We start from the raw sequence: 23,790 nt of genomic DNA on the forward strand, positions 1-23,790 counted from the left end.
TCTGGCGCCGGGTTTGTGACCCGAAGCGCCGGCGGATAATAACCACGTTTTTTGCCGGGGAGGCAAACAAAATGTAGGAAATTTGCTAAATAAATATCGGACGTTTCCTACATGGTTGTGACGATGGCAAAGGGACAGGGATGTCAAAAATGCTCGTACACCGTTCCGCCGTTTCGTGCAGGCCACGGGCATCGAAAACCGCTGCAGAGTCTTGAGTGGCCAGCGAAAAAGTCACCACGCGACATACCTCGATAGCCGGGCGCTAACAAGCGCTAACAACGCATAACTGGCAGTCATTCGGCTGTGAAGGCAGGCTTGAATCTCACCGCTGAACGCCGGGCCACCTGCAAATCTTTTCCGCAGCCGCGCTCAGTCGAACGATGGTTTTGCGAGGGATTCGACCATGGCTGAAGGTTATCGCGACACTTGCCTGTGCGAGTCAGACCGGCTCGGCAACGACGAACTGTATGCCTTGGTCGCGGGCGCCGTCCGGCATGGCCGGGGTGAGGCGCAACAGCTGTTCGCGACGGTGACGCCGTTGCTCATCGCCTTTTACGAAGGCCAGGTGCAGGCCGGGCGGATCCGTCGCGAAGACACCGGCGGCCTCGTTCAGCAAGCCTTCAGGGCGCTCTATCAGGAACAGGCCGCCCATGACCCGAGCTTTCCGTTTCGCGCCTGGCTGATCGAGATCGCCCGCACGATCCTGCTCGACAACCTGGGCCATCGCGGCACTGACGCCGTGGCCACGGCCGACGCGCTGGCGGGTGCGTCTGCGCGTGAATGTCATGAACCCACACGGGCAACATAAACCGCCCCCAAGCTGTGAAATGCTCTTCAGGGAATGCCCATGATCGATATCGAAAAAACCCTCTACTCCGCGCATACCTGCACCACAGGCGGCCGGGAGGGCACAGGACGCAGTGACGATGGCCGACTGGATCTCAAGCTGTCGCCACCGGGTGCGCCCGGCTCCGGAACCAACCCCGAGCAATTGTTCGCCGTGTGCTGGTCGGCCTGCTTCCTCGGCTCGCTGCGCCATGCCTGCAACGCGCGCAAGATCGTTTTTCCGGCCATGGCCGGGGTGGATGCTCAAATCGACCTGATCCACGGCGAGCACGGGTTCTTCCTGCAAGCGAAACTGGCGGTGTCACTGCCGGAGATCGAACCGCAAGTGGCGCAACAACTGATCGACGCGGCACACCAGAACTGCCCCTACTCCAAGGCCACGCGCAACAACATCAAGGTCAGCATCACCCTCACCTGACGCGTCTTTTGCCGACAGCAAAACGCCCAATCTTCCAACCACACCTTCGTACTATCCGGCGACACCAAGGTGCAATAGATCGCGCCCAAGGCTTTTGATGTGATGGCGGGAAACCGACAAAAGCCAGGAGTTGCGCATGAACAAGCTGACGACTGCTGCGGGCGCGCCCGTGGTTGATAACAACAACGTACAGACGGCCGGCCCGAGAGGCCCGATGCTGTTGCAGGACGTCTGGCTGCTGGAAAAACTGGCGCACTTCGATCGGGAAGTCATCCCCGAGCGACGCATGCACGCTAAGGGTTCGGGCGCGTTCGGCACCTTCACCGTCACCCACGACATCACCCGATTCACCAAGGCCAGACTGTTTTCCAGCGTGGGCAAGACCACCGATGTGTTCGTCCGCTTTTCGACCGTGGCCGGTGAACGTGGCGCGGCGGATGCCGAGCGTGACATCCGTGGATTCGCCATCAAGTTCTACACCGAGCAAGGCAACTGGGATCTGGTGGGTAACAACACGCCGGTGTTCTTTCTGCGCGATCCGTTGAAATTCCCCGACCTCAACCATGCGGTCAAACGCGACCCGCGCACCAACATGCGCAGCGCCCGCAACAACTGGGATTTCTGGACGTTACTGCCGGAAGCGCTGCATCAGGTCACGATCGTCATGAGCGATCGTGGCCTGCCGCGCACCTACCGCCACATGCACGGTTTCGGCAGCCACACCTTCAGTTTCATCAGCCCGGCGAACGAACGTTTCTGGGTGAAGTTCACCTGGAAGACTCAACAAGGCATCGAGAACCTGACCGATCAACAGGCCGCGACGCTGATCGGCGATGACCGCGAAAGCGCCCAGCGCGACCTGTACAACGCCATCGAGGAGGGCCACTTCCCGCAATGGAAGCTCTACGTGCAAGTGATGCCGGAACTGGACGCCGAGACCTACCCGATCAACCCGTTCGACCTGACCAAGGTCTGGCCTCACGCGGATTACCCGCTGATCGAAGTCGGCGTGCTCGAACTCAACCGCAACCCTGACAACTACTTCGCCGACGTCGAACAGGCGGCCTTCAACCCGGCCAACGTGGTGCCCGGCATCAGCTTCTCACCGGACAAAATGCTCCAGGCACGTCTGTTCTCCTATGGCGATGCGCAGCGCTATCGCGTCGGCGTCAACCATCATCAAATCCCGGTGAACGCGCCGCGCTGCCCGGTCAACAGCTATCACCGGGACGGCCAGATGCGCACCGATGCGAACGCGGGCAGCACAATCGGCTATGAACCCAACAGCTACGGGCAGTGGGCCGAGCAACCGGATTTCAGCGAACCACCGCTGGCCCTGAAAGGCAGCGCTGGGCACTGGAATCACCGAGAGGACGACGACTACTTCTCGCAACCGGGCGCACTGTTCCGAGCCATGTCCCCCGCCCAGCAACAGGTCTTGTTCGAGAACACCGCGCGCTCGATCCATGGCGCCAGCGCAGAGTCGAAACAACGACACATCGACCACTGCACCCGGGCAGATCCGGCGTATGGCGCAGGAGTTGCGCACGCCATTGAGGCACTGGGCTGATCTGCAATGACGCTGGCAGGGAGCCGAAACAACAATGCCCGGATTATCCGGGCGTTGTTGTTTGTACGAATCAGTCAGGCAGTGATTCGCGGCTGAAGGCCTGCACCTCCTGCACCAGACCGCGAGCGGCCATTTCCACCAGTTGCCGACCCTTTTCCGGCGAAGCCTGGGCCGGGTCCGAGCCCATGCGGCCGTCCGGGTGACGGGCGCGGAAATCCGCCGCTTCACGGATCGGGCCCCAGTTGGCGATCTGCGGCGAATAATCGGCCGACTTGATGGAGTCGGGGTACGCCCACTGGGTCACGGCGATTTCCGAAGGTGTCGCGTGAATGCCGTGGCCGGTCGGGAACTGGTCACGCGCCAGCTCGTTCACCCCTTCCAGATCCCACCAGTTGCACAGCTTCAGGGCGAACCCGGCCTTGCGTCGGGCGAAACTCGCTTCGGCGTACAGCTCCGAAAACGCCGCTTCGATTGACGCGATGTTGCCGCCGTGGCCATTGAGGAAAAAGATCTTTTCAAAGCCGTGTGCGGCCAGCGAACGGGTCCAGTCGGCGATGGCGGCGATGAAGGTCGAAGGCCGGAGCGAGATGGTGCCGGGGAAGCCGAGGTGATGTTGCGCCATGCCGATGTTGAAGGTCGGGGCAATCAGGATATCGGCGCTTTTCTGCGCCTCATGGGCAATGATTTCCGGGCACATCCAGTCGGTGCCCAGCAGGCCGGTCGGCCCGTGCTGTTCGTTGGAACCGATCGGGATGACGATGGTGCGGCTGCGTTGGAGGAATTGGGCGATTTCGGACCAGGTCGATAGGTATAAAAGCATCAGGATTCTCACTCTTCGAAGGTTCCTAGCGGAACGCGGGTGGGTGTTCAGTGCACCTGCAACAGCAGTGTCATTGATACCACCCGCCTCCCTTCGACGACAGAATACGAAGGTATCGGAATGACCTGAATGCCCTAATCGCGGACGAGAAATTCACGGGGCGATTCACCCATCACTCGCCTGAACATGGCACTGAAGGCACTCTGGTTGGCGTAGCCCAGATCCCGGGCAATCACCCCGACGGATTGCCCCTTGTCGAGCCGATCGATGGCGGTCGCCAGCCGCACCTGTTGCAGCCAGTGGCGGAAATTCAGGCCGGTTTCATTGACGAACAGGCGTATCAGCGTGCGCGAACTGGCACCGACCCGGTCTGCCCAATAGCCGATCGAATGGTCTTGTCCGGGATCCTGCAGAATCGCCTCGCACACCGTGACCAGTCGCCGGTCGGCCGGCCACGGCACTTCGATCGGCAACGTCCGGGCTCCCTGCAATTCACTGAGTATCAACGCCACGATGTGCGCGTTGCGGCCTTCCTGCGGGTATTCGATCGGCTGCTCGGCCAGGGCCAGAATCAACTCGCGCAGCAGTCCGGGGATCTCCAGCACTTTGCAGTGATGGCCCAGCCCTGCGCAAACCTGCGGCTCGATGTAGATCGAGCGCATCTTGACCGCGCTGAGCATCAACTGGTCGTGGATCATTCCGGGCGGAATCCATAGCGCCCGCTTCGGCGGCAGGATCCACAAGCCGCGCTCGGTAGCCACCCGCATCACGCCGTTCGAGGCATACAGCAACTGCCCGTGCCGATGCACGTGCGGCTCGTTGTATTCGCCGGTGGCCTGATCACGCACCAGCACGGTCATTACGCGCGGCACGTCCTGATAGTCGGGATAACGTTCGCTGCGCGGCGCGGACTCACGCTGGGCGATGACCTTGCGCACCTCTCGTTTCATCGGCTGGCGTCTCCTGAAAACAGACCTTGATCGTGTTAAAGCGGCGATTGTCACTTTGGCGACAAATCCTGGCATTTGCCATGACCGGCCCATTGTTAGCCTTGCGCTCATTGTTCATCAATGAGGCTTTTCCCATGGCAATCACCCGCAATCTCTCCGGCCACCAACAGAGCGTCACGGCGGTGATCGGCCTGCTGATCCTGTCCATCGCCCTGCGGCCGCCGATCATTTCGGTGGGGCCGATTCTGCTGTTGATCCAGCAGCACTTCCAGTTGAGCTACACCCAGGCTGCGCTGCTGACCTCGATTCCCGATGTGTGCATGGGCGTGTTCGCGCTGGTGGTTCCGAGCCTGGCCAGACGCTTCGGGATCGATCGCAGTGTGGTGGTCGCCCTAACGTTGCTGGGGGCCTCGACCTTGTTGCGGGCGATCTCGCCGAATGCATTCTTCCTGCTCGGCAGTACGTTCTTTGCCAGCATCGGCATTGCCGTCGCCGGCGCGATGACCGGCGCGTGGATCAAGACCCACTTTGCGCAACGGCCGGCGCTGTTCATGGGCATCTATGCCGGCGGCCTGAGCCTGGGCGCGACCCTCGCGGCGGTGCTCAGCGCCCCGATTGCCGAGCTGGCGCAGGACTGGCGGGTCAGCGCCGGGTTCTGGAGCGTGCTGTGCCTCACCGCCATCGCCAGTTGGGTGTGGATGGCACGGCGTTTTGCGAGCCCGGCGCCAGCGGTGAAATCGCCGTCAAATCCGAGCAAACGTCTGCCATGGAGCAATCTGCAGGCGTGGCTGATCGCGTTGAACTTCGGTGCCGGTCAATTCGTGGTTTACGCCCTCTTCGCCTGGATGGCGCCAGCGTCGGTGGAAGCGGCCACATCGAGTGTTTCCCCGGGCGTTCTGCTGGGCATTTTTACCGCGGTGTTCGCCGTGGCCAGCGTGGGTGCGGGGCTGATTCCGGGCAAGGCCCACGACCGGCGCGGTTTGCTTGGGCTGTCGGCGTTGCTGGCCCTGCTCGGGGTGGGCGGCATGGCATTCCTGCCGGCGTACTGGCCGATGCTGTACGTGGTGCTCGCGGCCATCGGCCTGGGCATGGGTTTTACCGTGGCCATGACCTTGCCGCTGGATCACGCCAGCACCAGTGAACAGGCCGGATTGTGGACGGTGTTCATGTTGTTCATCGGTTACCTGATCGCCGCGCTCGGGCCGCTGTTGTTCGGTGCCCTGCGCGAATACGCCGGACACTATGGCCCGGCGTACACCTTGCTGTTCGCGGTACTGCTGTTGATGCTCGGCATCACACCCCTGCTCAGACTGGCACCGGCTGGATCGCCGCAGGTGTCCGTTGCCTGAGCCGGGGGTGACAGACCTGCGACGCGCGTCGGCACGTCGCAGGTTTTCAGTTGGCTGCAGCGGCTTTTTCAATCAGCCGCGCCACCGGCGCCGGGTTCGACACCATCACCACGTGCGAGGCGCCCTTCACCACCTCAACGGCCTTGGCATCCGCACGCTTGGCCATGAACGCCATCGCCTGGGGCGGGATGTTCTTGTCCTTGTCGCCGTAGATGTACCACGACGGAATGTGTTTCCAGGCCGGCGTGCCGGCCTGCTCGTTCAGCGCGGCTTCGGTGACCGGACGTTGAGTCGCGGCCATCAGGGCCGCTTGTGCAGCGGGGACGTCGGCGGCGAATTGATCGTGGAACTTGCTCTGCTGGATGTACAGGTCCTTGCCGCCATCGGCCAGCGCAACGGGTGGCGCCAGCGTTGGCCCGAGGGTGCTGCCGGGAAACTTGCCGGCCAGACCGGCGACGGTTTCACCGGCCTCGGGGGCAAACGCGCTGACGTAGACCAGCGCTTTGACATTGGCATGATCGTTGGCCGCATCACTGATGACGTTGCCGCCATAGGAGTGACCGACCAGCACCACCGGCGACTGGATGCTGCTCAGCAATGCCGATACCGCTGCGCCATCGCTCTTGACGCCGCGCAGCGGATTGGCGGCGGCGATCACCGTGTAGCCATCCTTCTCGAGAATCTTCGCCACGCCGTTCCAGCTCGACGCGTCGGCAAATGCGCCGTGCACCAGCACCACCGTGGGTTTGGCGGTTTGGGCGAAGGCATTGGCGCCCAGGCACAGGCCCGCAGCGATGCTCAGTGCAATCAGTGTTTTTTTCATCTGGATGTTCCTCGTATGACGGATTCAGGGAGCGTATCGAGTGAAGACAAAATCGTGGTTCTGCACCCGCGCCTGATGGCAGGCAAAGCAGGTCTGGTGCTGGGCTTCATCGGCGGGTTTGCCATCGATGAACCGGCCGAATCCCCAGCCACCGGTCGAGGCGTATTTGCGCGAGTCCTTGACCATCACCTGAACGGTGGTGGCCGCCCCCGGAATCGAGGCCGGCTCGAACTCCGGCGACTGCACGTGTTTCCACGCCAGCTTCACCAGCACCGTGCCGTCGGGAAACGGCAGCGTCTTGCTCTGGTAAGCCTTGATCGCCCGGTCATTGCCCAGCACCGCACGCAGTTCATCCAGCGGCGCGGCTTCCTGGGCCGGGGCAATCAGCGCCCACTGGCGATAGTTTTTCGGCAGCTTCACGCCGTAGATCGGCGAGGCATCGCCCTCATCGGCCTCGCCCAACGCGACACCGGTGGCCGCCAGTGCCGCGAGCGCAATGGCCGCCGGCAACACGGCCCAATGGTTGAGTTTCATCGTCGGATCCCCTCAGGCCAGCAGTCAGAGATGATCGGCATCGATCACCGCCTGAGCGAACGCCTGCGGCGCTTCCTGCGGCAGGTTGTGGCCGATGCCGCCGCTGATCAGCCGGTATTCGTACTTGCCGGTGAAGCGTTTGGCGTAGGCCTCGGCCGGTGGGTGCGGCGCGCCATTGGCGTCGCCTTCAAGAGTGATGGTCGGCACGCCGATCGAGGGGAATGTCGCCAGTTTTTTCTCCAGCGGATCGTATTGCGCTTCCCCTTTGATCAGCCCCAGGCGCCAGCGGTAGTTGAAGATCGACACGGCGACGTGATCCGGGTTCTGCAACGCGGCGGCGCTGCGGTCGTAGGTCGCGTCGTCGAAGGTCCACTTCGGCGAGGCCAGCTGCCAGATCAGTTTGGCGAAGTCATGGGTGTTCTTTTCGTAGCCCAGACGGCCACGCTCGGTCGCAAAGTAGAACTGATACCACCACTGCAACTCCGCCGCCGGCGGCAGCGGCGTCCTGCCGGCGTCCTGGCTGCCGATCAGGTAACCGCTCACCGCCACCAGCGCTTTCACCCGCTCGGGCCAGAGCGCTGCAACGATGTCGGCGGTACGCGCGCCCCAGTCATAGCCGCCAAGTACGGCCTGCTTGATTTTCAGGGCGTCCATGAAGTCGATCAGGTCTTTGGCCAGCGCCGCCGGCTGGCCGTTGCGCACGGTTTTGGCAGACAGGAAACGTGTGTCGCCATAGCCGCGCGCGTAAGGAATCAGCACCCGATAGCCCTTCTGCGCCAGTGCCGGCGCCACGTCGGTGTAGCTGTGAATGTCGTAGGGCCAGCCGTGCAGCAGGATGACCACCGGACCGTCGGCGGGACCGACTTCGGCGTAGGACACGTCCAGCAATCCAGCCTTGACGTGTTTCAGCGCGCCGAAGGAAACGTTGGTGCCGGCGGTAATGGCGTCGATCTTGCCGGCGGGCACTTCAGCGGCGCTGGCGTATGCCGAAGCGATGCCCAGCGCAAGCGCCAGGATCGAAACGGCGAGCACGCGCCGGGATGGGGTTACAGCGTTAGAGTCAGTCATGCCGAGTCTCCCTCGTGAACCGCCGGGCGGCGGTTCCGGACTTGGTGTTGAAGGGCTTGCGAATTGCAGGGTTAGCGGGCTGCCTGAGCAGCGGTTTTCTGCGCAGCCGCGCGCAGTGGCCGGAAGGCTTCGCGCAGTTCTTCGCTGAACAGTTGCGGTTGCTCCCATGCCGCGAAGTGACCGCCCTTGCTGACTTCGCTGAAGTAGGCCAGCGACGGATAGGCGCGCTGCGACCAGACTTTCGGCGCGCGGTAGATTTCGTGCGGGAACACGGTGATCGCCACCGGCACCTTGATGTCGGCAGTCTTCTGCGCGGCGGCGCTGAAGTTATTGTTGTTGTTCTCCCAGTAGAAACGGGAGGACGACGCCCCGCTGTCGGTCAGCCAGTACAGGCTGATGTCATCGAGCATTTCATCGCGGCTCAGGACTTTCTCGGGCTGACCGTCGCTGTCGGTCCACGCGGCGAATTTTTCATACATCCACGCGGCCGTGCCGGCGGGCGAGTCGGCCAGCAGATAACCGATGGTTTGCGGCCGGGTCACCATCATTGCGCCGTAAGCGGCGTTACGACCGAAGAACTGACTGAGCGAATTGAAGGCCGTCACCTCCGGCGCAGTCAGTCCTGCCGGGGCCGGGTCGCCGCTGTTGATCGGTTTGACCAGTTCCGGCGGCACGGTGGCCGGCATGTTCAGGTGGATACCCAGCAAACCGGGCGGCGCCAGGCGACCCAGTGCATCGGAAATCACCGAACCATGATCGCCACCCTGGGACACGTAATGGCTGTAACCCAGACGTTTCATCAGCACATCCCAGGCCTTCGCCACCCGGTCAGGGCCCCAGCCGAGCTCGGTCGGTTTGCCGGAAAAACCATGGCCGGGAATCGACGGGATCACCACGTCGAACGAGTCCTCGACCTTGCCGCCATAGGCCACGGGATCGGTCAGCGGGCCGATGGTCTTGAGGAATTCGAACTGCGAACCCGGCCAGCCGTGGGTGAGGATCAGCGGCATCGCATTGGGATTGCGCGAGCGCACATGGATGAACTGGATGTCGACGCCGTCGATGGTGGTCACGAACTCCGGCAAGGCATTGAGCTTCGCTTCGGCCTTGCGCCAGTCATAGCCGTCGCCCCAATACTTCACCAACGCCTGGACCTGCGCCAGTTGCACGCCCTGGGACACGTCGCCGACCGTTTCCTTGTCCGGCCAGCGAGTGTCGGCGATGCGTTTGCGCAGGTCGCTCAACTTCGCTTCGTCCACATGGATGGTGTACGGGCGAATGGCTTGCGACGGATCCGCGGCCCAGACGCCGCTGCTGCCAGCGAGTACGGCAAGGCCGAGCGCGCCGCCCCTGATGGATGACGCCAGGCAATGGCGCCAGGTAAGACCGGACGAAAGCGCAACCATGATGGATCTCCTTGTAGTCATTATTCGAAAGGCATCGCCAATCGGATCAGACCACTGCGCTGGCACCGGGGCGATTACACGATGGTGTCGGTCGATACCTTGGTATGACGCGCTGGCCCGGCGCGCAAAATCGCGCTCGAACTCAGCAGCGCTTAACGGGCAGAATGCGGCGGGGAAAAGACCAATTTGAATCACAGAGCGGAACAAGGATTGCGGATGCGTGGGGAAACAGCGCTCGAACGCCTGAGCGGCACGCCATCGCCCACCTCGCAGTGGTGGGTGATCGGGTTGTGCATGCTGTTCAACGTGATCGACGGACTCGACGTCATGGCCATGGCCTTCACCGGCAGTCGGGTTTCGGCGCAGTGGACGTTGAGCGGCGCGCAACTGGGCCTGTTGTTGAGCGCAAGTCTGGTCGGAATGGCGCTCGGCTCGCTGCTGGCCGCGCCCAGGGCCGACCGCTTCGGGCGCAGACCGTTACTGCTCGCCGGTCTGCTGCTCAGCGGCCTGAGCATGTTGCTGTCGTTCTGGAGCCCGGATCATCACGTGTTGATGTTCCTGCGTTTGCTGACCGGCATCGGCACGGGGGCGGTGCTGGTGGGGGCGAACGTGCTGACGTTCGAACACGCCAGCCCGCAGCGGCGCAATCTGGCCATCGCGTTGCAATCCCTCGCCTTCGCCATGGGCGCGAGTCTGGGCGGAGTGCTGGCGCATGTACTGAATGATTTGATGGGCTGGCGGTATGTCTTTCTTGCCGGAGGTTGCATCACGCTGGCAGCCGCGCTTGCCGGCGTCTTTTGGCTGCGAGAGTCGCCGTCATTTCTGGCACTCGAACGCCGCACGCCAATCGCTACAGCGTCGCCTGACAACCCCAGCCGACCGCTTTCGCCCGGTCAGTGGCAACAGACCACATCGCTGGCACTGGCACTCTTTCTGTTGATGTTCTGCTTTTACTTCGTCATGAGCTGGACCCCGAGCCTGCTGGTCCACAATGGTTTTACCGACCAACAAGGCGCCCGGATCGGAGTGTTATTGGCGTTGGGGGGGATGCTCGGTGCCCTGCTGCTGGGACTGGCGGCCAATCGTTTCGGCTGCCGGCGATTGTTGTCGGGGTTTCTGCTGCTCAACGCCGCCCTGCTGCCATTGATGCTGCCGGCCACTCGCGTCCCCGGTCTGGCGACACTCGTGGCAGTCACGCTGGGGCTGATGCTCAATGGTGCGGTCGCGGCTCTGTATGTCCTGGCTCCTCAAGCGTTCTGCACCTCGGTTCGTACGACCGGTGTCGGCGTGGTGCTGGGGATGGGGCGTCTGGGGGCGATCATTTCGCCGCTGGTCGCCGGTTTTCTGCTGGATGCCGGATGGACCGCACAACACCTGTTCACGTTTTTCGCCGGTAGCCAGGTGTTGGCGGCCCTGCTGATCTGGCGTGGCACTAAGGGACGATGATCAGCTTGCCCGTCGTGTTGCGCGACTCGATATCGCGATGGGCCTGTTGCACCTCGTCCAGTGAATAACGTTTGCCGATGAAGGTTTTCAGTTTGCCGGTGCTGACCCACGCGAACAGTTGCCGGGATTTTTCCAGCAGCACCTCGCGATCGCGCACGTAGTGCATGACCGAGGGATACGTCAGCTTGATGCTGCGCGGCATGCTGAAGATATCGATCGGCGGGATCGGGTTCATGAATGGCCCGTACAAGGCCAGGGTGCCGAAGTAATCCAGCATCTCCAGCGAGTCAGCAAAGCCTTCCGCGCCGGTGCCGTCGTACACCGCATTCACCCGCAGCCCCTCGGTCAGGCGCATGACCTGTCCGGCAATGTTGTGCGCCCGCCCGATCACCACATAGTCAGCCCCGGCCGCGAGTACTGCCTCCACCTTGTCGGCGTGAGACACCCGGCCAATGACCTTACCGCCCAGTAGCTTGATCATCTGAGTCAGCATCAGCCCCACGCCCCCTGCCGCCGCGTGCACAAATGCCACGTCACCCGGCTGGATCGCATGCACCTTGTCCACCAGATTGCTGGCAGTCAGGCCTTGCATCATCAGGCTGGCGGCGGTGGCGAAGTCGATCTCATCGGGCAACGGCACCAACTGGCTGACCGGGGCGATCACCTGTTCGGCGTAGCTGCCCGGCACGTAATGCCAGGCCACGCGGTCACCGACTCCGAACTCCGTCACCTGCGGGCCGGCGGCCAGAACGATGCCGGCGCCTTCTGCACCCGGCGTCAGCGGCAACGCCCAGGCGCCGCCGAGCCCGCGCCGGACACCGGTGTCCATGAAATTGATGCCCGCTGCCATGACCTTGACCAGGACCTGTCCGGGCCCCGGTTCTGCCAGTTGAATGTCCTGCACCGTCAACACTTCGGGCCCGCCAAAGGCCTGGATAACCACTGCTTTCATAATCTTCTGCCCTGTCATCGGGACGACCGGTACTGCTGCCTTTCGGGTGGCAGGAGCGCGGACGTCACGTTGCTTTCACTCAACGTCGAAGGACGTTGAAACCAGGGCCAAGAGTGAGCGGGTGGTGTATCCGCGCAGTTTCGCGAACAGGCTCATTTGCATGCTTGTATGGCTCGAAGGGCCGTAGATACAGTGGCTTACAAAAGCGCCACTGTGATGCCCGTCGCAGTGTGCGACGGCAGCCGATATTCGCTACAGGCGACACCAAAGTATGATGGGCGAGTGCCAGCAGAAGGCGCATCTTTGTTCAACGGTGACTGCACACAATGAGAATCGGTATGACGAACGAGCAGGAGCGCGTCATCGAGGACGATCCAGACTGCGCCAGTGACGCAATCATGCCCATGCCGGGGGTCGAAGCCATCATCGACAGCATCCCGGCCATGGTCGCCTTCATGACGCCTTCCGGTGAGCTGGAACAGGTCAACCGGCAAATCACGGACTACATCGGCGCCCCGCTTCATGAACTGAAAAAATGGCAAGCCGGCGAGACCGTGCACCCGGACGACCTGCCCTCGGTCATCGCCGCCTGGATGCATTCAGTCGACACCGGCACGCCCTATGAAGTCGAACATCGCATCCGTCGCGCCGACGGTGTCTATCGTTGGTTCCATGTGCGCGGCCTGCCGATCAGAGACAGCGAAGGCACCATCACACGCTGGTGCGTTTTGCAGGTCGATATCGATGAGCGCCGGCGGGACAAGGCCTTGATCGCCAGTGCCCTCGCCGAAGTCAGCGCATCGGAAGAACGTCTGCGCGGGATCATCGATGCCGTGCCCGGTTTTGTCTGGAGTGCCTCGCCCGAAGGCAGCGTCGGCTTCGTCAATCGACGCTGGTGCGACTACACGGGCATGTCCCTCGAACAGGCCTGCGGGCATGGCTGGACGGCGTCCATCCACCCGGACGATGCGCCGGGCCTCGCGGAATATTGGCAAGGGATTCTGCAATCGGGCAGCGCCGGTGAGTACGAGGCCCGGCTGAAACGCTTCGACGGTATTTACCGCTGGTTTCTGATCCGCGCCGTGCCCCAGCGCGATGACTCCGGGCGGCTCATGCGCTGGTACGGCGAAAACACTGACATCGAAGACCGCAAACGGGCGGAAGTCTTTCTGGCCAAGGCCCAACGCCTGAGCGCCACCGGTACGTTTTCCTGGCGGGTGAGTACCGACGAGATCACTTGGTCGGACGAGGTCTACCGCATCCTTGAACTGGACCCGGACACCCCGCCCGGCTTCGAGGCGATCTATCGCCGCGTGCATCCGGACGACATCTCCAGCCATCGGGAGATGATCAAGCGCCAGCGCCGCAAGGGGCGTGACTTCGAACACGAACACCGGCTGCTGATGCCCGACGGCACGGTGAAATACGTGCGGCTGGTGGCGCACTCGATCGCCCATGCGCCGGACGGTTTCGAATACATCGCCGCCCTGCAGGACATTACCCAGCGCCGGCTCGCCGAAGAGGTCTTGAGCAAGGCGCGCTCGGAACTGACGCATCTGGCCAGAGTCGCCAGCCTCGGCGCGGTCACGGCGTCGATTGCCCACGAGGTCAATCAACCGCTGGCCGGCATCATCACCAACGCCAGCACCTGCCTGCGGATGCTGGGCGCCGACCCGCCGAATGTCGATGGCGCCCGGGAAACCGCGCGCCGCACCATTCGCGACGGCAATCGCGCCGCCGATGTAATCAATCGACTGCGGGCGCTGTTCTCGAAGAAAAGCATCACGATTGAAGATGTCAATCTGAATGACGCGGCACGGGAAGTCATCGCCATGCTATTGGGCGAGCTGCAACGCAACGGCGTGGTGCTGCACCCGCAATTTGCCGAGGCGCTGCCGCTGGTCAGGGGCGACCGGGTCCAGCTTCAGCAGGTGATCCTCAACCTGATCATGAATGCCGCCGAGGCCATGAGTGCGATCCACGGCCGGCCCCGAGAATTGATCATCAGCACCGGCCTTGGGGCGGACGAGAGCGTTTGCCTGGCGGTGAAAGACAGCGGCACCGGCGTCGATCCGCAGGACATCGAGCGCATTTTCAATGCCTTTTACACCACCAAAAGTTCGGGCATGGGCGTCGGTCTGTCCATCAGTCGCTCGATCATCGAGCGCCACGACGGGAAGCTGTGGGCCAGCGCCAACGACGGCCCGGGTGCGACGTTTACCTTTGCCATCCCGAATTCGACGGACTTGCCGCAAACCGATAACCGCGACCTCGCCGATCGCACCGTGGAGAATGATTGATGGGTACGCATTTGCTCGTATCGGTGGTCGATGACGACGAATCGGTTCGTGAATCACTGCCGGACCTGATCAAGGAGTTCGGCTTCGCCGTCCAGGCATTCGCCTCGGCGCAGGCGTTTCTGGCATCGCCCTATCTGGACTTGACCCATTGCCTGATTCTCGACGTGGCCATGCCGGGGATGTCGGGTCCGGATCTGCAACGGGAGCTGCTGCGCCGTGACTATCGCATTCCGGTGATTTTCATCACCGCCCACGGCGACGCCAGCGAACAGGCGAAGCTGCTGAACAGTGGCGCCGTGGAGTGCCTGTTCAAACCCTTCAGCGAAGCCCAATTGCTCAAGGCCCTGAGCGCCGCCTTGCCCCTCGACTGAGCGTGAAGCCGAACAGAACAAGGAATCGACATGTTGAACGCGAACAACGCAATCGCCCCTTCCCGTGGAGCATTACCGATGAGTGATGTCACGCCCGTCGTATTCGTTGTCGATGACGACATTTCCGTGCGCGAGTCGCTGGAGCTGATGATCCGCTTCGCCGGATGGCAGCCACGGCTGTTCGAGTCCGCCCAGGATTTTCTCGACGCGCCCCGAACGCTGGTGCCCAGTTGTCTGGTGCTGGACATCAACTTGCCCGACCTGAGCGGCCTGGATCTGCAGACCGCCCTTGCCGACGAACGCCACAACATGCCGATCATCTTCATCACCGGCTACGGCGATATTCCGCGCACGGTGCGGGCCTTGAAGGCCGGCGCGGTGGAGTTTCTGACCAAACCGTTCAATGACGAGGTGATCCTCGCCGCCATGGCCGATGCGCTGCAAAGCAGTCGTGTGGCGTTGGAAGGAGAAAAGAACCTGCGCTCACTGCTCGAGGCCTACAAGACCCTGACGCCGCGCGAGCAAGAGATCATGGCTTCAGTGGTCAGCGGGCGGCTCAACAAACTGATTGCCGCCGACCTCAACATCAGCGAAATCACCGTCAAGGCCCATCGCGGCAAGGTGATGCGCAAGATGAAGGCCCGTTCGCTGGCGGACCTGGTGAAAATGGCCGCCCTGATTACGCCGGCGTGACCGGCAGGCTCTGCCAGAAGCTTTCCAGCCGGCGCAGATCAAGGCTGTCGAAGCCTTCCGAAGCCCGCTCGCGGCAGGCACCGAGCAACGTCCGGGCCTGATCCGGTTGCCCCTGTTCAAGCCAGAACCTGGCCAGATCCATCGAAGACCGCAACTCCCACGCCCAGGCGCCCTGCTCGCGGCTCAGCGCAATGGAACCCTCAAGAACGGCCAGCATGGCCTGAACATCGTCGGTGTGGATGACCTTGAGAATACCGGCCTTGATTCGCAGCAACTCTGGCAGTGCAAAGGCATCACCGCTTCGCCGGCAGTGATCGATGGTGCCGTCAACCAGGGTCAGTGCCTTTGGGTGTTGGCCCACCAGCATCAGGCCTTCGGCCAGTGCGATTTCGAATGAGGTCGTGAGCAGTTCGTAACGCATGCCACGCAACCGCGCCAGACTTTCCTCCAGCATGGCAACTGCATCCCCCGGCTCCTCGGCGCGGATGGCGATCGCCGCGCGCAACCCGTGGCAGGCGGCAATGTAGGGGCCGAGTGCGTTGGTTTCGGCGATGGCGCTGAACCGCTCGAGGCTCGCAGTTGCCTTCGCCAGATCACCGGTCCAGATATAGAGGCACAAGATCCAGACCATGGCGATGCAGTAGGTGACCGGATGCTGCAGCGCCGACGCTTCAGCCTCTATCTGCTCGGCCCAGCGCCGCGCCTGATCGGGATAGCCCTGCAGCCAGAGTGAACGCGCCAGCGCCAGGCCCGTGCGATTGCGGTGATCGAAGCCATAGTAAATCGTGTTGCTGGGATGGGACGGCAAGCTGTTGCGCAGCGAGCTTTCCAGTTCCTGACGGGCCAGACGCTGGTTGCCGAGCAGATGATGGGAGATGCCGGTCAGCGATGAGGCAATCGCGATGGCGGCGGGCTCGTTGAGGATGTTGCCGACCACCGCTGCCTGCTCGGCCCAGGCCAGCGACGAAGGGAAATCACCGATGCGCTCGTAGAAAATCTGCAAGCGGCCCAGCAACCTCAGCTGTGAGCCGTAGTCGTTCAACGCGACTGCAATGTCCTGCGCCCGGAGCAAGGCTTTTTCGGCGGCCTCACTGTTGCCCCGGGTGAACATCAGCACCAGACCGAGTGCGGCTTGCAATTCCATTTCGGTGGGCGTGCCGTAGTACCCCAGCTCCAGCAGTTCCACTGCCCGGGAGCACCAGGTGCGGCACTCGACCAGCAAGGAAAAATGCAGGAACAACGGCGCGCTCGCGGCCGCCAGCGGCAACGCCAGCCCCGGATCGCCGTGGGGGCCGAAGCTCCATTCCAGCGCACCACGCACATTGCCCAACTGACTGGCGAGACGCGCCGAGTGACGGAAAATCTCATCGGGGGAAGTCCCCAAATGGCCGAGCAGATCCATGTAAAACGCCGCGTGCCGGAACGCCAGCGCATTGACCTCGGCCTCTCCCCGCGCCGTCAATTTCTCCCGGGCATAGGCGCGCGTCATCTCCAGCAAGCGATACGAATCCGTCGAGTCGCTGTGATCGACCGTGACCAGCCCCTTGCACACCAGATCATCGAGGATCGCGGCCACCGTGGCGCTTTCGTGTTGCGATTCGGCAACCACCTGAGCGGCAGCTTCCTGGGAGAACGGCCCGACGAAGACCGAAAACCGCTCCAGCGCCAGGCGCTCTTGCGGCGCCAGCAGGTCATAACTCCAGTCGAGCATGGCGCGCAGGGTCTGATGGCGCGGCACCGCCGTCCTGCGCCCCGACCAGCCCAGCGAAAAACGCTCGCCGAGCAGCGCGTGGGTGGCCTTCAATCCATGACTGGCGACTCGCATCGCCGCCAGTTCGATCGGCAGCGCCATGCCCTCCAGCCGCTGGCAAATGTCCGCAATCATTTGCCCTCCGTCCGCTTCCAGCAACAGCGCCGCATTGCTCGACGATGCGCGTTCGACAAACAGCTTGATGGCCGGGAATGCCAGCAATTCTTTAACGCAAAGGTGTTGCGGCTCACGGGGAAATTCCAGCGGATTGAGCCAGTGCACGTATTCGCCACGCACCCGCAGCGGTTCGCGACTGGTCGCCAGAACACCAACATCCGGCGCGGTGTCGCTGATCTGTTCCAGGAGGGTCGACACCGCGTCGATCAGATGTTCGCAGTTGTCGATCACCAGCATCAGCCGCTGCTCGCGCAAATGCGCGAGCAGGACGAACAGCGGGTCTTCCGCCTGCACCGGGATGTCCAGCGATCGGGCCAGCGCCGACGGCACCAGCGCGCAGTCTTCCACTTGCGCCAGATCGACGAAGCTGACGCGCTCGTAGCCCTGGGCGGCGATGCGGTGCGCCACTTCGATGGCCAGGCTGGTCTTGCCGACGCCGCCGGAGCCGACGATGGTGAACAGCCTCGGTTGCTGCATGTGGTCGATGACCAGTTGCAGATCGGTCTCGCGGCCGATCAGTTTTGCCCGGGGCGGCAGACTGCAAACGCCATCAGTGGCTCGGGGCGCGATGGGCGCCGGTTGAACAGCGGTCTGTTTTCTTTCCAGCGGCGCGACGAAGGCATAGCCCACGCCCACCTGGGTCGCGATATACCGCGCCTGTTCCTCGCCATCGCCGAGAATCCGCCGCAAACCGGTCATATGAAAGCGCAGGCTGCCTTCGGCCACCACGCTGTCGGGCCATACCTTGTCGATCAGGTCGTACTTGGACAGCACGCGTCCCGGTTGCTCGAGCAGGGCGATCAGCAGATCCAGCGCCCGCCCGCCGATCTCGACCGCCACCCCGTTGCGGGTCAGCAGCCGTTTACCTGGAACGACACAGAACGGACCGAAAATGAATTGGGTCGTGAGGGATTCGTGCAATGCGCCCGGAAAAGACTCCACGAGGATCGATCTCTCTAAAAAACGTAGGGGGCGGCGCCAGTTACAGACAGCCGGCGCAGGCCCTTTGCATCATAGGAGTTTTGCACCGCCGTTCAAGCACGGCACCGGCAGAGTGAGAACCTCACCCCTTTATTTCACCCTTGCGAATGGCAATTTTGATGGCCTGAGCAGTGGTGGCCACGCCCAGATGCCGACGAGCCGAACGCAGATGATTTTCCACCGTGCGCCCGGACAGACCGAGGGTGGCAGCGATGTCGGCCTGCCGCCGACCGGCAGCGACCCACGCCAGCACTTCGCGCTCACGGGTCGAGAGTTTTCCGGCCGTCTCGTCCAGCGGCGCTTCGAGCAAGCGTCGTGCAGCGTAAAACGCCACCGAGGCGAGCATCCCCAGCGCCAGTCGAGTCCGCGCAGACGCATCGATCTGTTCGCCACCCAGGCTCATGGCGCCTTCAAGCCCCTGCGGGCCGAAGACCGGAATCTGTAATCCATGCACGCCCGGCCCGCTTGGCAAGCGAACCACCCGATAGAGTTCGCCGCTCTCCTCCTGCACCTTGCTCCAGAAGAACGATTCGGGGGCGTCCAACAGGTGGCGAGTCACTGGGCAGCGCTGAACGTAGGTCTCGGCGTCGACGCCAGTGCCATCACCAAACCAGTCGCCTTCCACCCAGTAAATGCGCTCGACCACGTCCTCCGACGCCGAGGTGGCGGAGAACAGGACGAACCGATCGTAACCATAGGCCCCGGCGAAACCGCGAACGGCCTTCTGGATCGCCACTAGCGTGGGCGCCGCCTCGATGTCGGGGGCGGCGCGCAAGAGTGCCTCGGCAGGTCCGGAGCTCACCCCGACGTGACCTCTTTGAGGAGCGCGGCCGCCGCCAGTTTGCCCAGCGCATTGCCCGCCAGCGGACTGTCACCGGTCAGCAGTTTGCGATCCTGAAGCGTGGCCCCGGAAATGTCCTGGTTAGTGATTTCCACACCGAGCGCCTGCAACTGCTCGCCGAACTTCCAGGTCAGGTGGCCGGGCATGTAACCGATGTCAGGGGTTGTAGCGTCCAGCGCATCGGGAAACGCGCAGATCCGGTAACCGTTGAAGATGCATGAATCTTTTGTTTCGCCGAGGCCGGCCGCCAGCAGCGCCGCCGGGCCGTGGCACAGGGTGATGACGAATTTGTCCTTGGCGACGGCCCATTGCAGGACTTTCTTCACGTCCTCGCTTTCCGGCAGGCCGATCAGCGCGCCGTGCCCGCCGGGAATGAACACGCCGATGTAGTCCGAGTCTTCGCCCAGCGCTTCTTCGATCACCTGGGACAGCTTGAGCGGACGCTTGAACTGATCGCGGTATTGCTCGTAGAAGCCCTTCACTTCGGCGTCTTCGGAGGGCATGGCCCAGAATTCGAACTTGACCGGATTGCCCGACAGCGTCGCGACATCGAAGCCGAAACCGGCCTTGTCGAGGTGATACATCGGCAGCAGCGTTTCAACCGGGTGATTGCCCGTGGAGAACATGGTGCCGTTGTCGGTCAACAGATAGCGCTCGTCCGCACCGATCATCAGAACCTTCCAGCGTCCGCCCTTGTAACGGTTCGGGTACTCGGCATCACTGAGATCGGATTTGGGCGAAGTGAACTGGCTGAGGGAGTACGGCGAGGGGAAAAACGCGTTGTCCTCGGCCGGATCGGGGGTTGGGCGCTTGTCGTCAGTCTGCGTGGTAGCCATGGTGCTCTCCATCGAGTGGGTCAATGTCGGAGTTCATGCTAGTAAGGCGTCAGCGTTACAACAATGAGGGTTTTCCCTCAAAAAATCATGCGCTGAACCTGCAGCCCCTCAATGTGATCGATAAGTGGCAGAATCCCCGCAACTGATGAATTCGGAGACCCACAATGCTTCGCCTGTTTGAACAACGGCTCGACCCCTTCCCGCCCGACGAAGCGCCGCCACCGCCGGTCGGTCTGGCGCGATTCCTGTGGGCCTGCACCCGTGGCGCTCGCGGTTATATCCTCGCGCTGGCGCTGCTCAGTGCCGGTGTGTCGATCTACGAAGCCTGGTTGTTTTCCTTTCTGGGTCAGGTCGTTGACCTGCTTTCGGCCTGGCAGGCCGGCGGCGATGTGAACGGCCAGGAGAGCCGTGTGCTGTGGGGCATCGGCCTCGTGCTGCTGACCAGCGTCGGGCTGGTGGCGCTGCGCACCATGGTTCAGCACCAGGTGTTGGCGATCAATCTGCCGCTGCGGCTGCGCTGGGATTTCCACCGGCTGATGCTGCGGCAGAGCCTTTCATTCTTTTCCGATGAGTTTTCCGGCCGGGTCACGACCAAGGTGATGCAGACGGCACTGGCCGTGCGCGAGGTGCTGTTCACCGTTATCGAAATCGCACCGGGCATCGGCGTTTACTTCATAGCGATCATCGCCCTGGCCGGCGGTTTCGCCCTGAAACTCATGCTGCCGTTCATTGCCTGGGTCGCACTGTTCGGGCTGGCGATGCTGTACTTCGTGCCACGCCTGGGCCAGGTCGGGCAGGAACAGGCCCATGCGCGGTCATCGATGACGGGCCGGGTTTCGGACGCCTACACCAACATCACCACGGTGAAACTGTTCTCCCACTCCAAACGTGAAGCGCATTTTGCGCGGGCGGCAATGGAGGATTTCAAGCAGACCGGTTTCCGCCAGATGCGTCTGGTCAGCCAGTTCGAGATCGTCAATCAGGCGCTGGTAGTCGGGCTGATCATGGGCGCCGGCGGCTATGCCTTGTGGCTTTGGCATCAGGGCGAAGTCGGCACCGGGGCGGTGGCGGCGATCACGGCCATGGCGTTGCGCATCAACGGCATGTCGCACTGGATCATGTGGCAGATGACGTCGCTGTTCGAAAACATCGGCACCGTGCAGGACGGCATGGACACCCTGACCCGTGGCCCCAAGGTGCAGGACGCGCCGGACGCCGGCGTGCTGGTACCTTCCGGCGGCGCCGTGGAATTCGACAACGTCAGCTTCAACTACAACGGCGAACGCCAGGTGCTCGACGGCTTGAGCCTGAGCATCCAGCCGGGCGAGAAAATCGGTCTGGTGGGCCGCTCCGGCGCCGGCAAATCCACGCTGATCAACCTGCTGCTGCGCTTCTATGACGTGGATCGCGGCGAGATCCGCATCGACGGGCAAAACATCGCGCAGGTGACACAGGACAGCCTGCGCAGCGCGATCGGCATGGTCACTCAGGACACGTCCCTGCTGCACCGCTCGATTCGCGACAACATCGCCTACGGCCGACCGGACGCGACCGACGAACAGATCCAGCGCGCGGCGGCCAATGCTCAGGCCGCCGGCTTCATCAACCAGCTCAGCGACCGCCAGGGCCACACCGGCTATGACACGCTGGTGGGCGAACGCGGCATCAAGCTTTCCGGTGGCCAGCGCCAACGGATCGCCATCGCCCGGGTAATGCTCAAGAACGCGCCGATTCTTCTACTGGACGAAGCTACCAGCGCCCTGGATTCAGAAGTCGAAGTCGCCATTCAGGAAAGCCTCGATGAAATGATGCAGGGCAAGACCGTGATCGCGATTGCGCATCGACTGTCGACGATTGCGGCGATGGACCGACTGATTGTCATGGATGAGGGACGGATCATCGAGCAAGGCACCCACACCGAACTGCTGGCGAAAAACGGCACCTATGCGCGGTTGTGGCAGCATCAGAGTGGCGGGTTTCTGGGTGAGGATCAGGGCGTGGCCGAGGCGATGGATCAGGCGTAAACGGTGCTGCCCCGGTACTGCCGGGGCAGAAGACGAGGGCTCAGGCGCTCGGGTGGGTGTGGTAGATCTTGCTGACGATCGTCCACTTGCCGTCTACCTTCAGCAGGTTGAAGAAGTCGGTGAAACGGAACCCCGACACGTTGTCGGTATCGACCCGGGCACTCGCGGCCGTGCCGACGATGTCGATGCGGACGATCGCGGCTTCGGCTTCAGGAGATGGACGAAACGCGCTGTCGATGACGTCATACAGATTCTGGATCACGCCGCCGACGAGCTTGCCGTCGTCAACCCCGAACATGGTCGCCTGCGCATTGAACGCGGGCTTCATCAAGGCGCTGTCAGCCTTTGCTCCCCCTTCGTTGTACTGGCTGAGGACTTCGACGATTGCGTTGTATTCCTGCACGTAAGTTGGATGGCTCATGATGAACTCCTGTTTGCTGTGAATGTTTTTTCAATCAAGCCGCCCTGCGCCGATCCGGTTCAGGGCGCACACATCAATGGTCAGCCGTTGGCCAGTCGGTGTAGCCCTTGGCGCCGCCGCCGTAGTAGCTCTCGCGTGGCGCGATGGTCAGTTCGGTGCCCCGACGCAGGCGCTCCACGAGGTCGGGGTTGGAAATGAACAGGCGCCCGAACGCCACCGCGTCAATCCGGCCCTGTGCCCGGCGCTTCAGTGCCATCTCGAGGTCGTAGTTGTTATTGCCGATGAAGGGGCCTTCGAACTGCGCGCTCAATGCATCCATATCAACGCCATCAGGAACCGTTCGCGAAGTCGCGGTGGCGCCTTCGACGAAGTGCAGATAGGCCAGATTGAGCCGGTTGAGCTGCTGAATCAGATATCCGTAAGTCGCCATGACATTGCTGTCGGGAGGCGTGTTTCCGGCATCGGGCGTGACCGGCGAAAGACGGATGCCGACGCGGTCACTGCCCCAGATCGAAATCACCGCTTCAGTGACTTCAAGCGTCAGTCGGGCGCGGTTCTCAATGGTGCCGCCGTACCGGTCAGTGCGCTGATTGGTCGAGTCACGCAGAAACTGGTCGAGCAGATAGCTGTTCGCCGAATGAACCTCCACCCCATCGAAACCGGCACGCCTGGCATTTTCAGCGGCGCGCTTGTATTGCTCGATGATGCCGGGAATCTCCGACGTCTCCAGCGCTCGGGGCATCGACACTTCGACAAAGCCGTTCTCGGTGTAGGTGCTGCCTTCTGCCTTGATCGCCGAGGGCGCAACGGGAGCGGCACCGTCGGGCTGTAACTCGACGCTGGAAAAACGCCCCACGTGCCACAACTGGCTGACAATCCTGCCACCTGCGGCATGGACGGCGTCCGTGACTTTTCTCCAGCCCGCCACCTGCGCGTCCGACCAGATCCCCGGCGTCATGGCATAGCCACGCCCCTGCGCCGAAATGTTTGTCGCTTCGGCAATGATCAAGCCGGCACTCGCGCGCTGTGCGTAGTAAGTCGCGTGCAGTTCGTTCGGAACGCCGTCTTCAGCCATCCGGCTGCGAGTCACGGGCGCCATGACAATCCGGTTGGCCAATTGCAGGGCGCCCATTTGCATGGGAGAAAAAAGATCCGTGTTGCGACTGTTATCAATCATGTTGCATACCTTCAATATCAGACCGGTCGTCTAGTAA

The 23,790-nt window shown here is 62.5% G+C and carries 21 protein-coding genes; 9 read left to right on the forward strand and 12 right to left on the reverse strand.

What is annotated here, in order from left to right:
• Positions 1 to 403 precede the first annotated feature (403 nt).
• The 3 genes from L6D82_RS20225 (at position 404) to L6D82_RS20235 (ending at position 2,834) form a co-directional block, all read left to right on the forward strand.
• Complete coding sequence (locus L6D82_RS20225) at positions 404 to 808, forward strand: hypothetical protein (protein ID WP_102717382.1); 405 nt, start codon at positions 404 to 406, stop codon at positions 806 to 808.
• A gap of 39 nt (positions 809 to 847) precedes the next feature.
• The gene (locus tag L6D82_RS20230; RefSeq protein WP_221614952.1) at positions 848 to 1,264 is read left to right on the forward strand and encodes an organic hydroperoxide resistance protein; all 417 of its coding nucleotides are present in this window, start codon (positions 848 to 850) and stop codon (positions 1,262 to 1,264) included.
• Between the two features lie 136 nt (positions 1,265 to 1,400).
• Positions 1,401 to 2,834 (forward strand): catalase, encoded by a 1,434-nt coding sequence (locus L6D82_RS20235; RefSeq protein ID WP_236191293.1) that lies wholly within the window; start codon positions 1,401 to 1,403, stop codon positions 2,832 to 2,834.
• A gap of 70 nt (positions 2,835 to 2,904) precedes the next feature.
• Here the strand turns inward: L6D82_RS20235 and L6D82_RS20240 are convergent, their stop codons facing one another.
• Together L6D82_RS20240 and L6D82_RS20245 are read right to left on the reverse strand one after the other, a co-directional pair.
• Positions 2,905 to 3,654 carry a creatininase family protein gene (locus L6D82_RS20240; protein WP_236191296.1) on the reverse strand — a complete coding sequence of 250 codons (750 nt, stop codon included), beginning with the start codon at positions 3,652 to 3,654 and terminating at the stop codon, positions 2,905 to 2,907.
• A gap of 134 nt (positions 3,655 to 3,788) precedes the next feature.
• Positions 3,789 to 4,604: an AraC family transcriptional regulator gene (locus L6D82_RS20245; protein ID WP_236191298.1), complete on the reverse strand. Its 816-nt coding sequence runs from the start codon at positions 4,602 to 4,604 to the stop codon at positions 3,789 to 3,791.
• 134 nt (positions 4,605 to 4,738) lie between these two features.
• Here L6D82_RS20245 and L6D82_RS20250 point away from each other — a divergent pair, with 134 nt between their 5' ends.
• Positions 4,739 to 5,953, forward strand: coding sequence for an MFS transporter (locus L6D82_RS20250; protein ID WP_236191299.1), 1,215 nt, complete (start codon positions 4,739 to 4,741; stop codon positions 5,951 to 5,953).
• A 46-nt stretch (positions 5,954 to 5,999) separates the two neighbouring features.
• Here L6D82_RS20250 and L6D82_RS20255 read toward each other — a convergent pair whose 3' ends face one another.
• The 4 genes from L6D82_RS20255 to L6D82_RS20270 form a co-directional block, all read right to left on the reverse strand.
• Positions 6,000 to 6,776 (reverse strand): alpha/beta fold hydrolase, encoded by a 777-nt coding sequence (locus L6D82_RS20255; RefSeq protein ID WP_064382021.1) that lies wholly within the window; start codon positions 6,774 to 6,776, stop codon positions 6,000 to 6,002.
• 24 nt (positions 6,777 to 6,800) lie between these two features.
• Positions 6,801 to 7,310 (reverse strand): cytochrome P460 family protein, encoded by a 510-nt coding sequence (locus L6D82_RS20260; RefSeq protein WP_134023142.1) that lies wholly within the window; start codon positions 7,308 to 7,310, stop codon positions 6,801 to 6,803.
• A gap of 24 nt (positions 7,311 to 7,334) precedes the next feature.
• Complete coding sequence (locus L6D82_RS20265; protein WP_236191300.1) at positions 7,335 to 8,378, reverse strand: alpha/beta fold hydrolase; 1,044 nt, start codon at positions 8,376 to 8,378, stop codon at positions 7,335 to 7,337.
• Between the two features lie 71 nt (positions 8,379 to 8,449).
• A complete protein-coding gene (locus L6D82_RS20270) occupies positions 8,450 to 9,784 on the reverse strand; it encodes an epoxide hydrolase family protein (RefSeq protein ID WP_236191301.1) in 1,335 nt (444 codons plus the stop codon).
• Positions 9,785 to 10,000: 216 nt separating this feature from the next.
• On the opposite strand from L6D82_RS20270, the gene L6D82_RS20275 reads away from it, so the two are divergent.
• Complete coding sequence (locus L6D82_RS20275) at positions 10,001 to 11,230, forward strand: MFS transporter (RefSeq protein WP_236191302.1); 1,230 nt, start codon at positions 10,001 to 10,003, stop codon at positions 11,228 to 11,230.
• On the opposite strand, the gene L6D82_RS20280 is transcribed toward L6D82_RS20275, so the two are convergent.
• Positions 11,217 to 12,182, reverse strand: a complete 966-nt coding sequence (locus L6D82_RS20280; protein WP_236191303.1) for a quinone oxidoreductase family protein — start codon at positions 12,180 to 12,182, stop codon at positions 11,217 to 11,219. The genes L6D82_RS20275 and L6D82_RS20280 overlap by 14 nt on opposite strands.
• Positions 12,183 to 12,520: 338 nt before the next feature.
• Between L6D82_RS20280 and L6D82_RS20285 the strand changes: the two genes are divergently transcribed.
• From L6D82_RS20285 to L6D82_RS20295, 3 genes are all read left to right on the forward strand, one after another.
• On the forward strand, positions 12,521 to 14,482 hold the full coding sequence (locus tag L6D82_RS20285) for a PAS domain-containing sensor histidine kinase (protein WP_236191304.1): 1,962 nt from the start codon (positions 12,521 to 12,523) through the stop codon (positions 14,480 to 14,482).
• A complete protein-coding gene (locus L6D82_RS20290) occupies positions 14,482 to 14,853 on the forward strand; it encodes a response regulator (protein WP_039771030.1) in 372 nt (123 codons plus the stop codon). Before L6D82_RS20285 ends, L6D82_RS20290 begins: the two co-directional genes overlap by 1 nt.
• Positions 14,854 to 14,931: 78 nt before the next feature.
• The gene (locus tag L6D82_RS20295) at positions 14,932 to 15,546 is read left to right on the forward strand and encodes a response regulator transcription factor (RefSeq protein ID WP_129973851.1); all 615 of its coding nucleotides are present in this window, start codon (positions 14,932 to 14,934) and stop codon (positions 15,544 to 15,546) included.
• On the opposite strand, the gene L6D82_RS20300 is transcribed toward L6D82_RS20295, so the two are convergent.
• From L6D82_RS20300 to hchA, 3 genes are all read right to left on the reverse strand, one after another.
• Positions 15,533 to 18,415, reverse strand: coding sequence for an ATP-binding protein (locus L6D82_RS20300; RefSeq protein ID WP_236191307.1), 2,883 nt, complete (start codon positions 18,413 to 18,415; stop codon positions 15,533 to 15,535). The genes L6D82_RS20295 and L6D82_RS20300 overlap by 14 nt on opposite strands.
• Before the next feature lie 121 nt (positions 18,416 to 18,536).
• Entirely contained in the window at positions 18,537 to 19,256 is a 720-nt protein-coding gene (locus tag L6D82_RS20305) for a PA1136 family autoinducer-binding transcriptional regulator (RefSeq protein WP_236191309.1), read from the reverse strand.
• Positions 19,253 to 20,131: a glyoxalase III HchA gene (gene hchA / locus L6D82_RS20310; RefSeq protein WP_210709451.1), complete on the reverse strand. Its 879-nt coding sequence runs from the start codon at positions 20,129 to 20,131 to the stop codon at positions 19,253 to 19,255. The genes L6D82_RS20305 and hchA overlap by 4 nt, the downstream gene beginning before the upstream one ends.
• Before the next feature lie 164 nt (positions 20,132 to 20,295).
• Between hchA and L6D82_RS20315 the strand changes: the two genes are divergently transcribed.
• Positions 20,296 to 22,155 (forward strand): ABC transporter ATP-binding protein, encoded by a 1,860-nt coding sequence (locus L6D82_RS20315; protein ID WP_102686650.1) that lies wholly within the window; start codon positions 20,296 to 20,298, stop codon positions 22,153 to 22,155.
• Positions 22,156 to 22,195: 40 nt separating this feature from the next.
• On the opposite strand, the gene L6D82_RS20320 is transcribed toward L6D82_RS20315, so the two are convergent.
• Both L6D82_RS20320 and L6D82_RS20325 read right to left on the reverse strand, forming a co-directional pair.
• Positions 22,196 to 22,576: a nuclear transport factor 2 family protein gene (locus L6D82_RS20320; protein ID WP_102686649.1), complete on the reverse strand. Its 381-nt coding sequence runs from the start codon at positions 22,574 to 22,576 to the stop codon at positions 22,196 to 22,198.
• Positions 22,577 to 22,649: 73 nt separating this feature from the next.
• Complete coding sequence (locus L6D82_RS20325) at positions 22,650 to 23,753, reverse strand: alkene reductase (RefSeq protein WP_085747555.1); 1,104 nt, start codon at positions 23,751 to 23,753, stop codon at positions 22,650 to 22,652.
• Positions 23,754 to 23,790 lie beyond the last annotated feature (37 nt).

The sequence above is a fragment of the Pseudomonas paraglycinae genome (assembly GCF_021601625.1).
Lineage (GTDB): Bacteria > Pseudomonadota > Gammaproteobacteria > Pseudomonadales > Pseudomonadaceae > Aquipseudomonas > Aquipseudomonas paraglycinae.

What these genes read in the sequence shown, in the direction of transcription:
- L6D82_RS20250 (WP_236191299.1), top strand. Translation starts at nt 4,739, where the DNA reads ATGGCAATCACCCGCAATCTCTCCGGCCACCAACAGAGCGTCACGGCG.
- L6D82_RS20315 (WP_102686650.1), top strand. Translation starts at nt 20,296, where the DNA reads ATGCTTCGCCTGTTTGAACAACGGCTCGACCCCTTCCCGCCCGACGAA.
- L6D82_RS20240 (WP_236191296.1), bottom strand. Translation starts at nt 3,654, where the DNA reads ATGCTTTTATACCTATCGACCTGGTCCGAAATCGCCCAATTCCTCCAA.
- L6D82_RS20275 (WP_236191302.1), top strand. Translation starts at nt 10,001, where the DNA reads ATGCGTGGGGAAACAGCGCTCGAACGCCTGAGCGGCACGCCATCGCCC.
- L6D82_RS20260 (WP_134023142.1), bottom strand. Translation starts at nt 7,310, where the DNA reads ATGAAACTCAACCATTGGGCCGTGTTGCCGGCGGCCATTGCGCTCGCG.
- L6D82_RS20320 (WP_102686649.1), bottom strand. Translation starts at nt 22,576, where the DNA reads ATGAGCCATCCAACTTACGTGCAGGAATACAACGCAATCGTCGAAGTC.
- L6D82_RS20295 (WP_129973851.1), top strand. Translation starts at nt 14,932, where the DNA reads ATGAGTGATGTCACGCCCGTCGTATTCGTTGTCGATGACGACATTTCC.
- L6D82_RS20225 (WP_102717382.1), top strand. Translation starts at nt 404, where the DNA reads ATGGCTGAAGGTTATCGCGACACTTGCCTGTGCGAGTCAGACCGGCTC.
- L6D82_RS20285 (WP_236191304.1), top strand. Translation starts at nt 12,521, where the DNA reads ATGACGAACGAGCAGGAGCGCGTCATCGAGGACGATCCAGACTGCGCC.
- L6D82_RS20325 (WP_085747555.1), bottom strand. Translation starts at nt 23,753, where the DNA reads ATGATTGATAACAGTCGCAACACGGATCTTTTTTCTCCCATGCAAATG.
- L6D82_RS20245 (WP_236191298.1), bottom strand. Translation starts at nt 4,604, where the DNA reads ATGAAACGAGAGGTGCGCAAGGTCATCGCCCAGCGTGAGTCCGCGCCG.
- L6D82_RS20265 (WP_236191300.1), bottom strand. Translation starts at nt 8,378, where the DNA reads ATGACTGACTCTAACGCTGTAACCCCATCCCGGCGCGTGCTCGCCGTT.
- L6D82_RS20280 (WP_236191303.1), bottom strand. Translation starts at nt 12,182, where the DNA reads ATGAAAGCAGTGGTTATCCAGGCCTTTGGCGGGCCCGAAGTGTTGACG.
- L6D82_RS20270 (WP_236191301.1), bottom strand. Translation starts at nt 9,784, where the DNA reads ATGGTTGCGCTTTCGTCCGGTCTTACCTGGCGCCATTGCCTGGCGTCA.
- L6D82_RS20255 (WP_064382021.1), bottom strand. Translation starts at nt 6,776, where the DNA reads ATGAAAAAAACACTGATTGCACTGAGCATCGCTGCGGGCCTGTGCCTG.
- hchA (WP_210709451.1), bottom strand. Translation starts at nt 20,131, where the DNA reads ATGGCTACCACGCAGACTGACGACAAGCGCCCAACCCCCGATCCGGCC.
- L6D82_RS20230 (WP_221614952.1), top strand. Translation starts at nt 848, where the DNA reads ATGATCGATATCGAAAAAACCCTCTACTCCGCGCATACCTGCACCACA.
- L6D82_RS20290 (WP_039771030.1), top strand. Translation starts at nt 14,482, where the DNA reads ATGGGTACGCATTTGCTCGTATCGGTGGTCGATGACGACGAATCGGTT.
- L6D82_RS20235 (WP_236191293.1), top strand. Translation starts at nt 1,401, where the DNA reads ATGAACAAGCTGACGACTGCTGCGGGCGCGCCCGTGGTTGATAACAAC.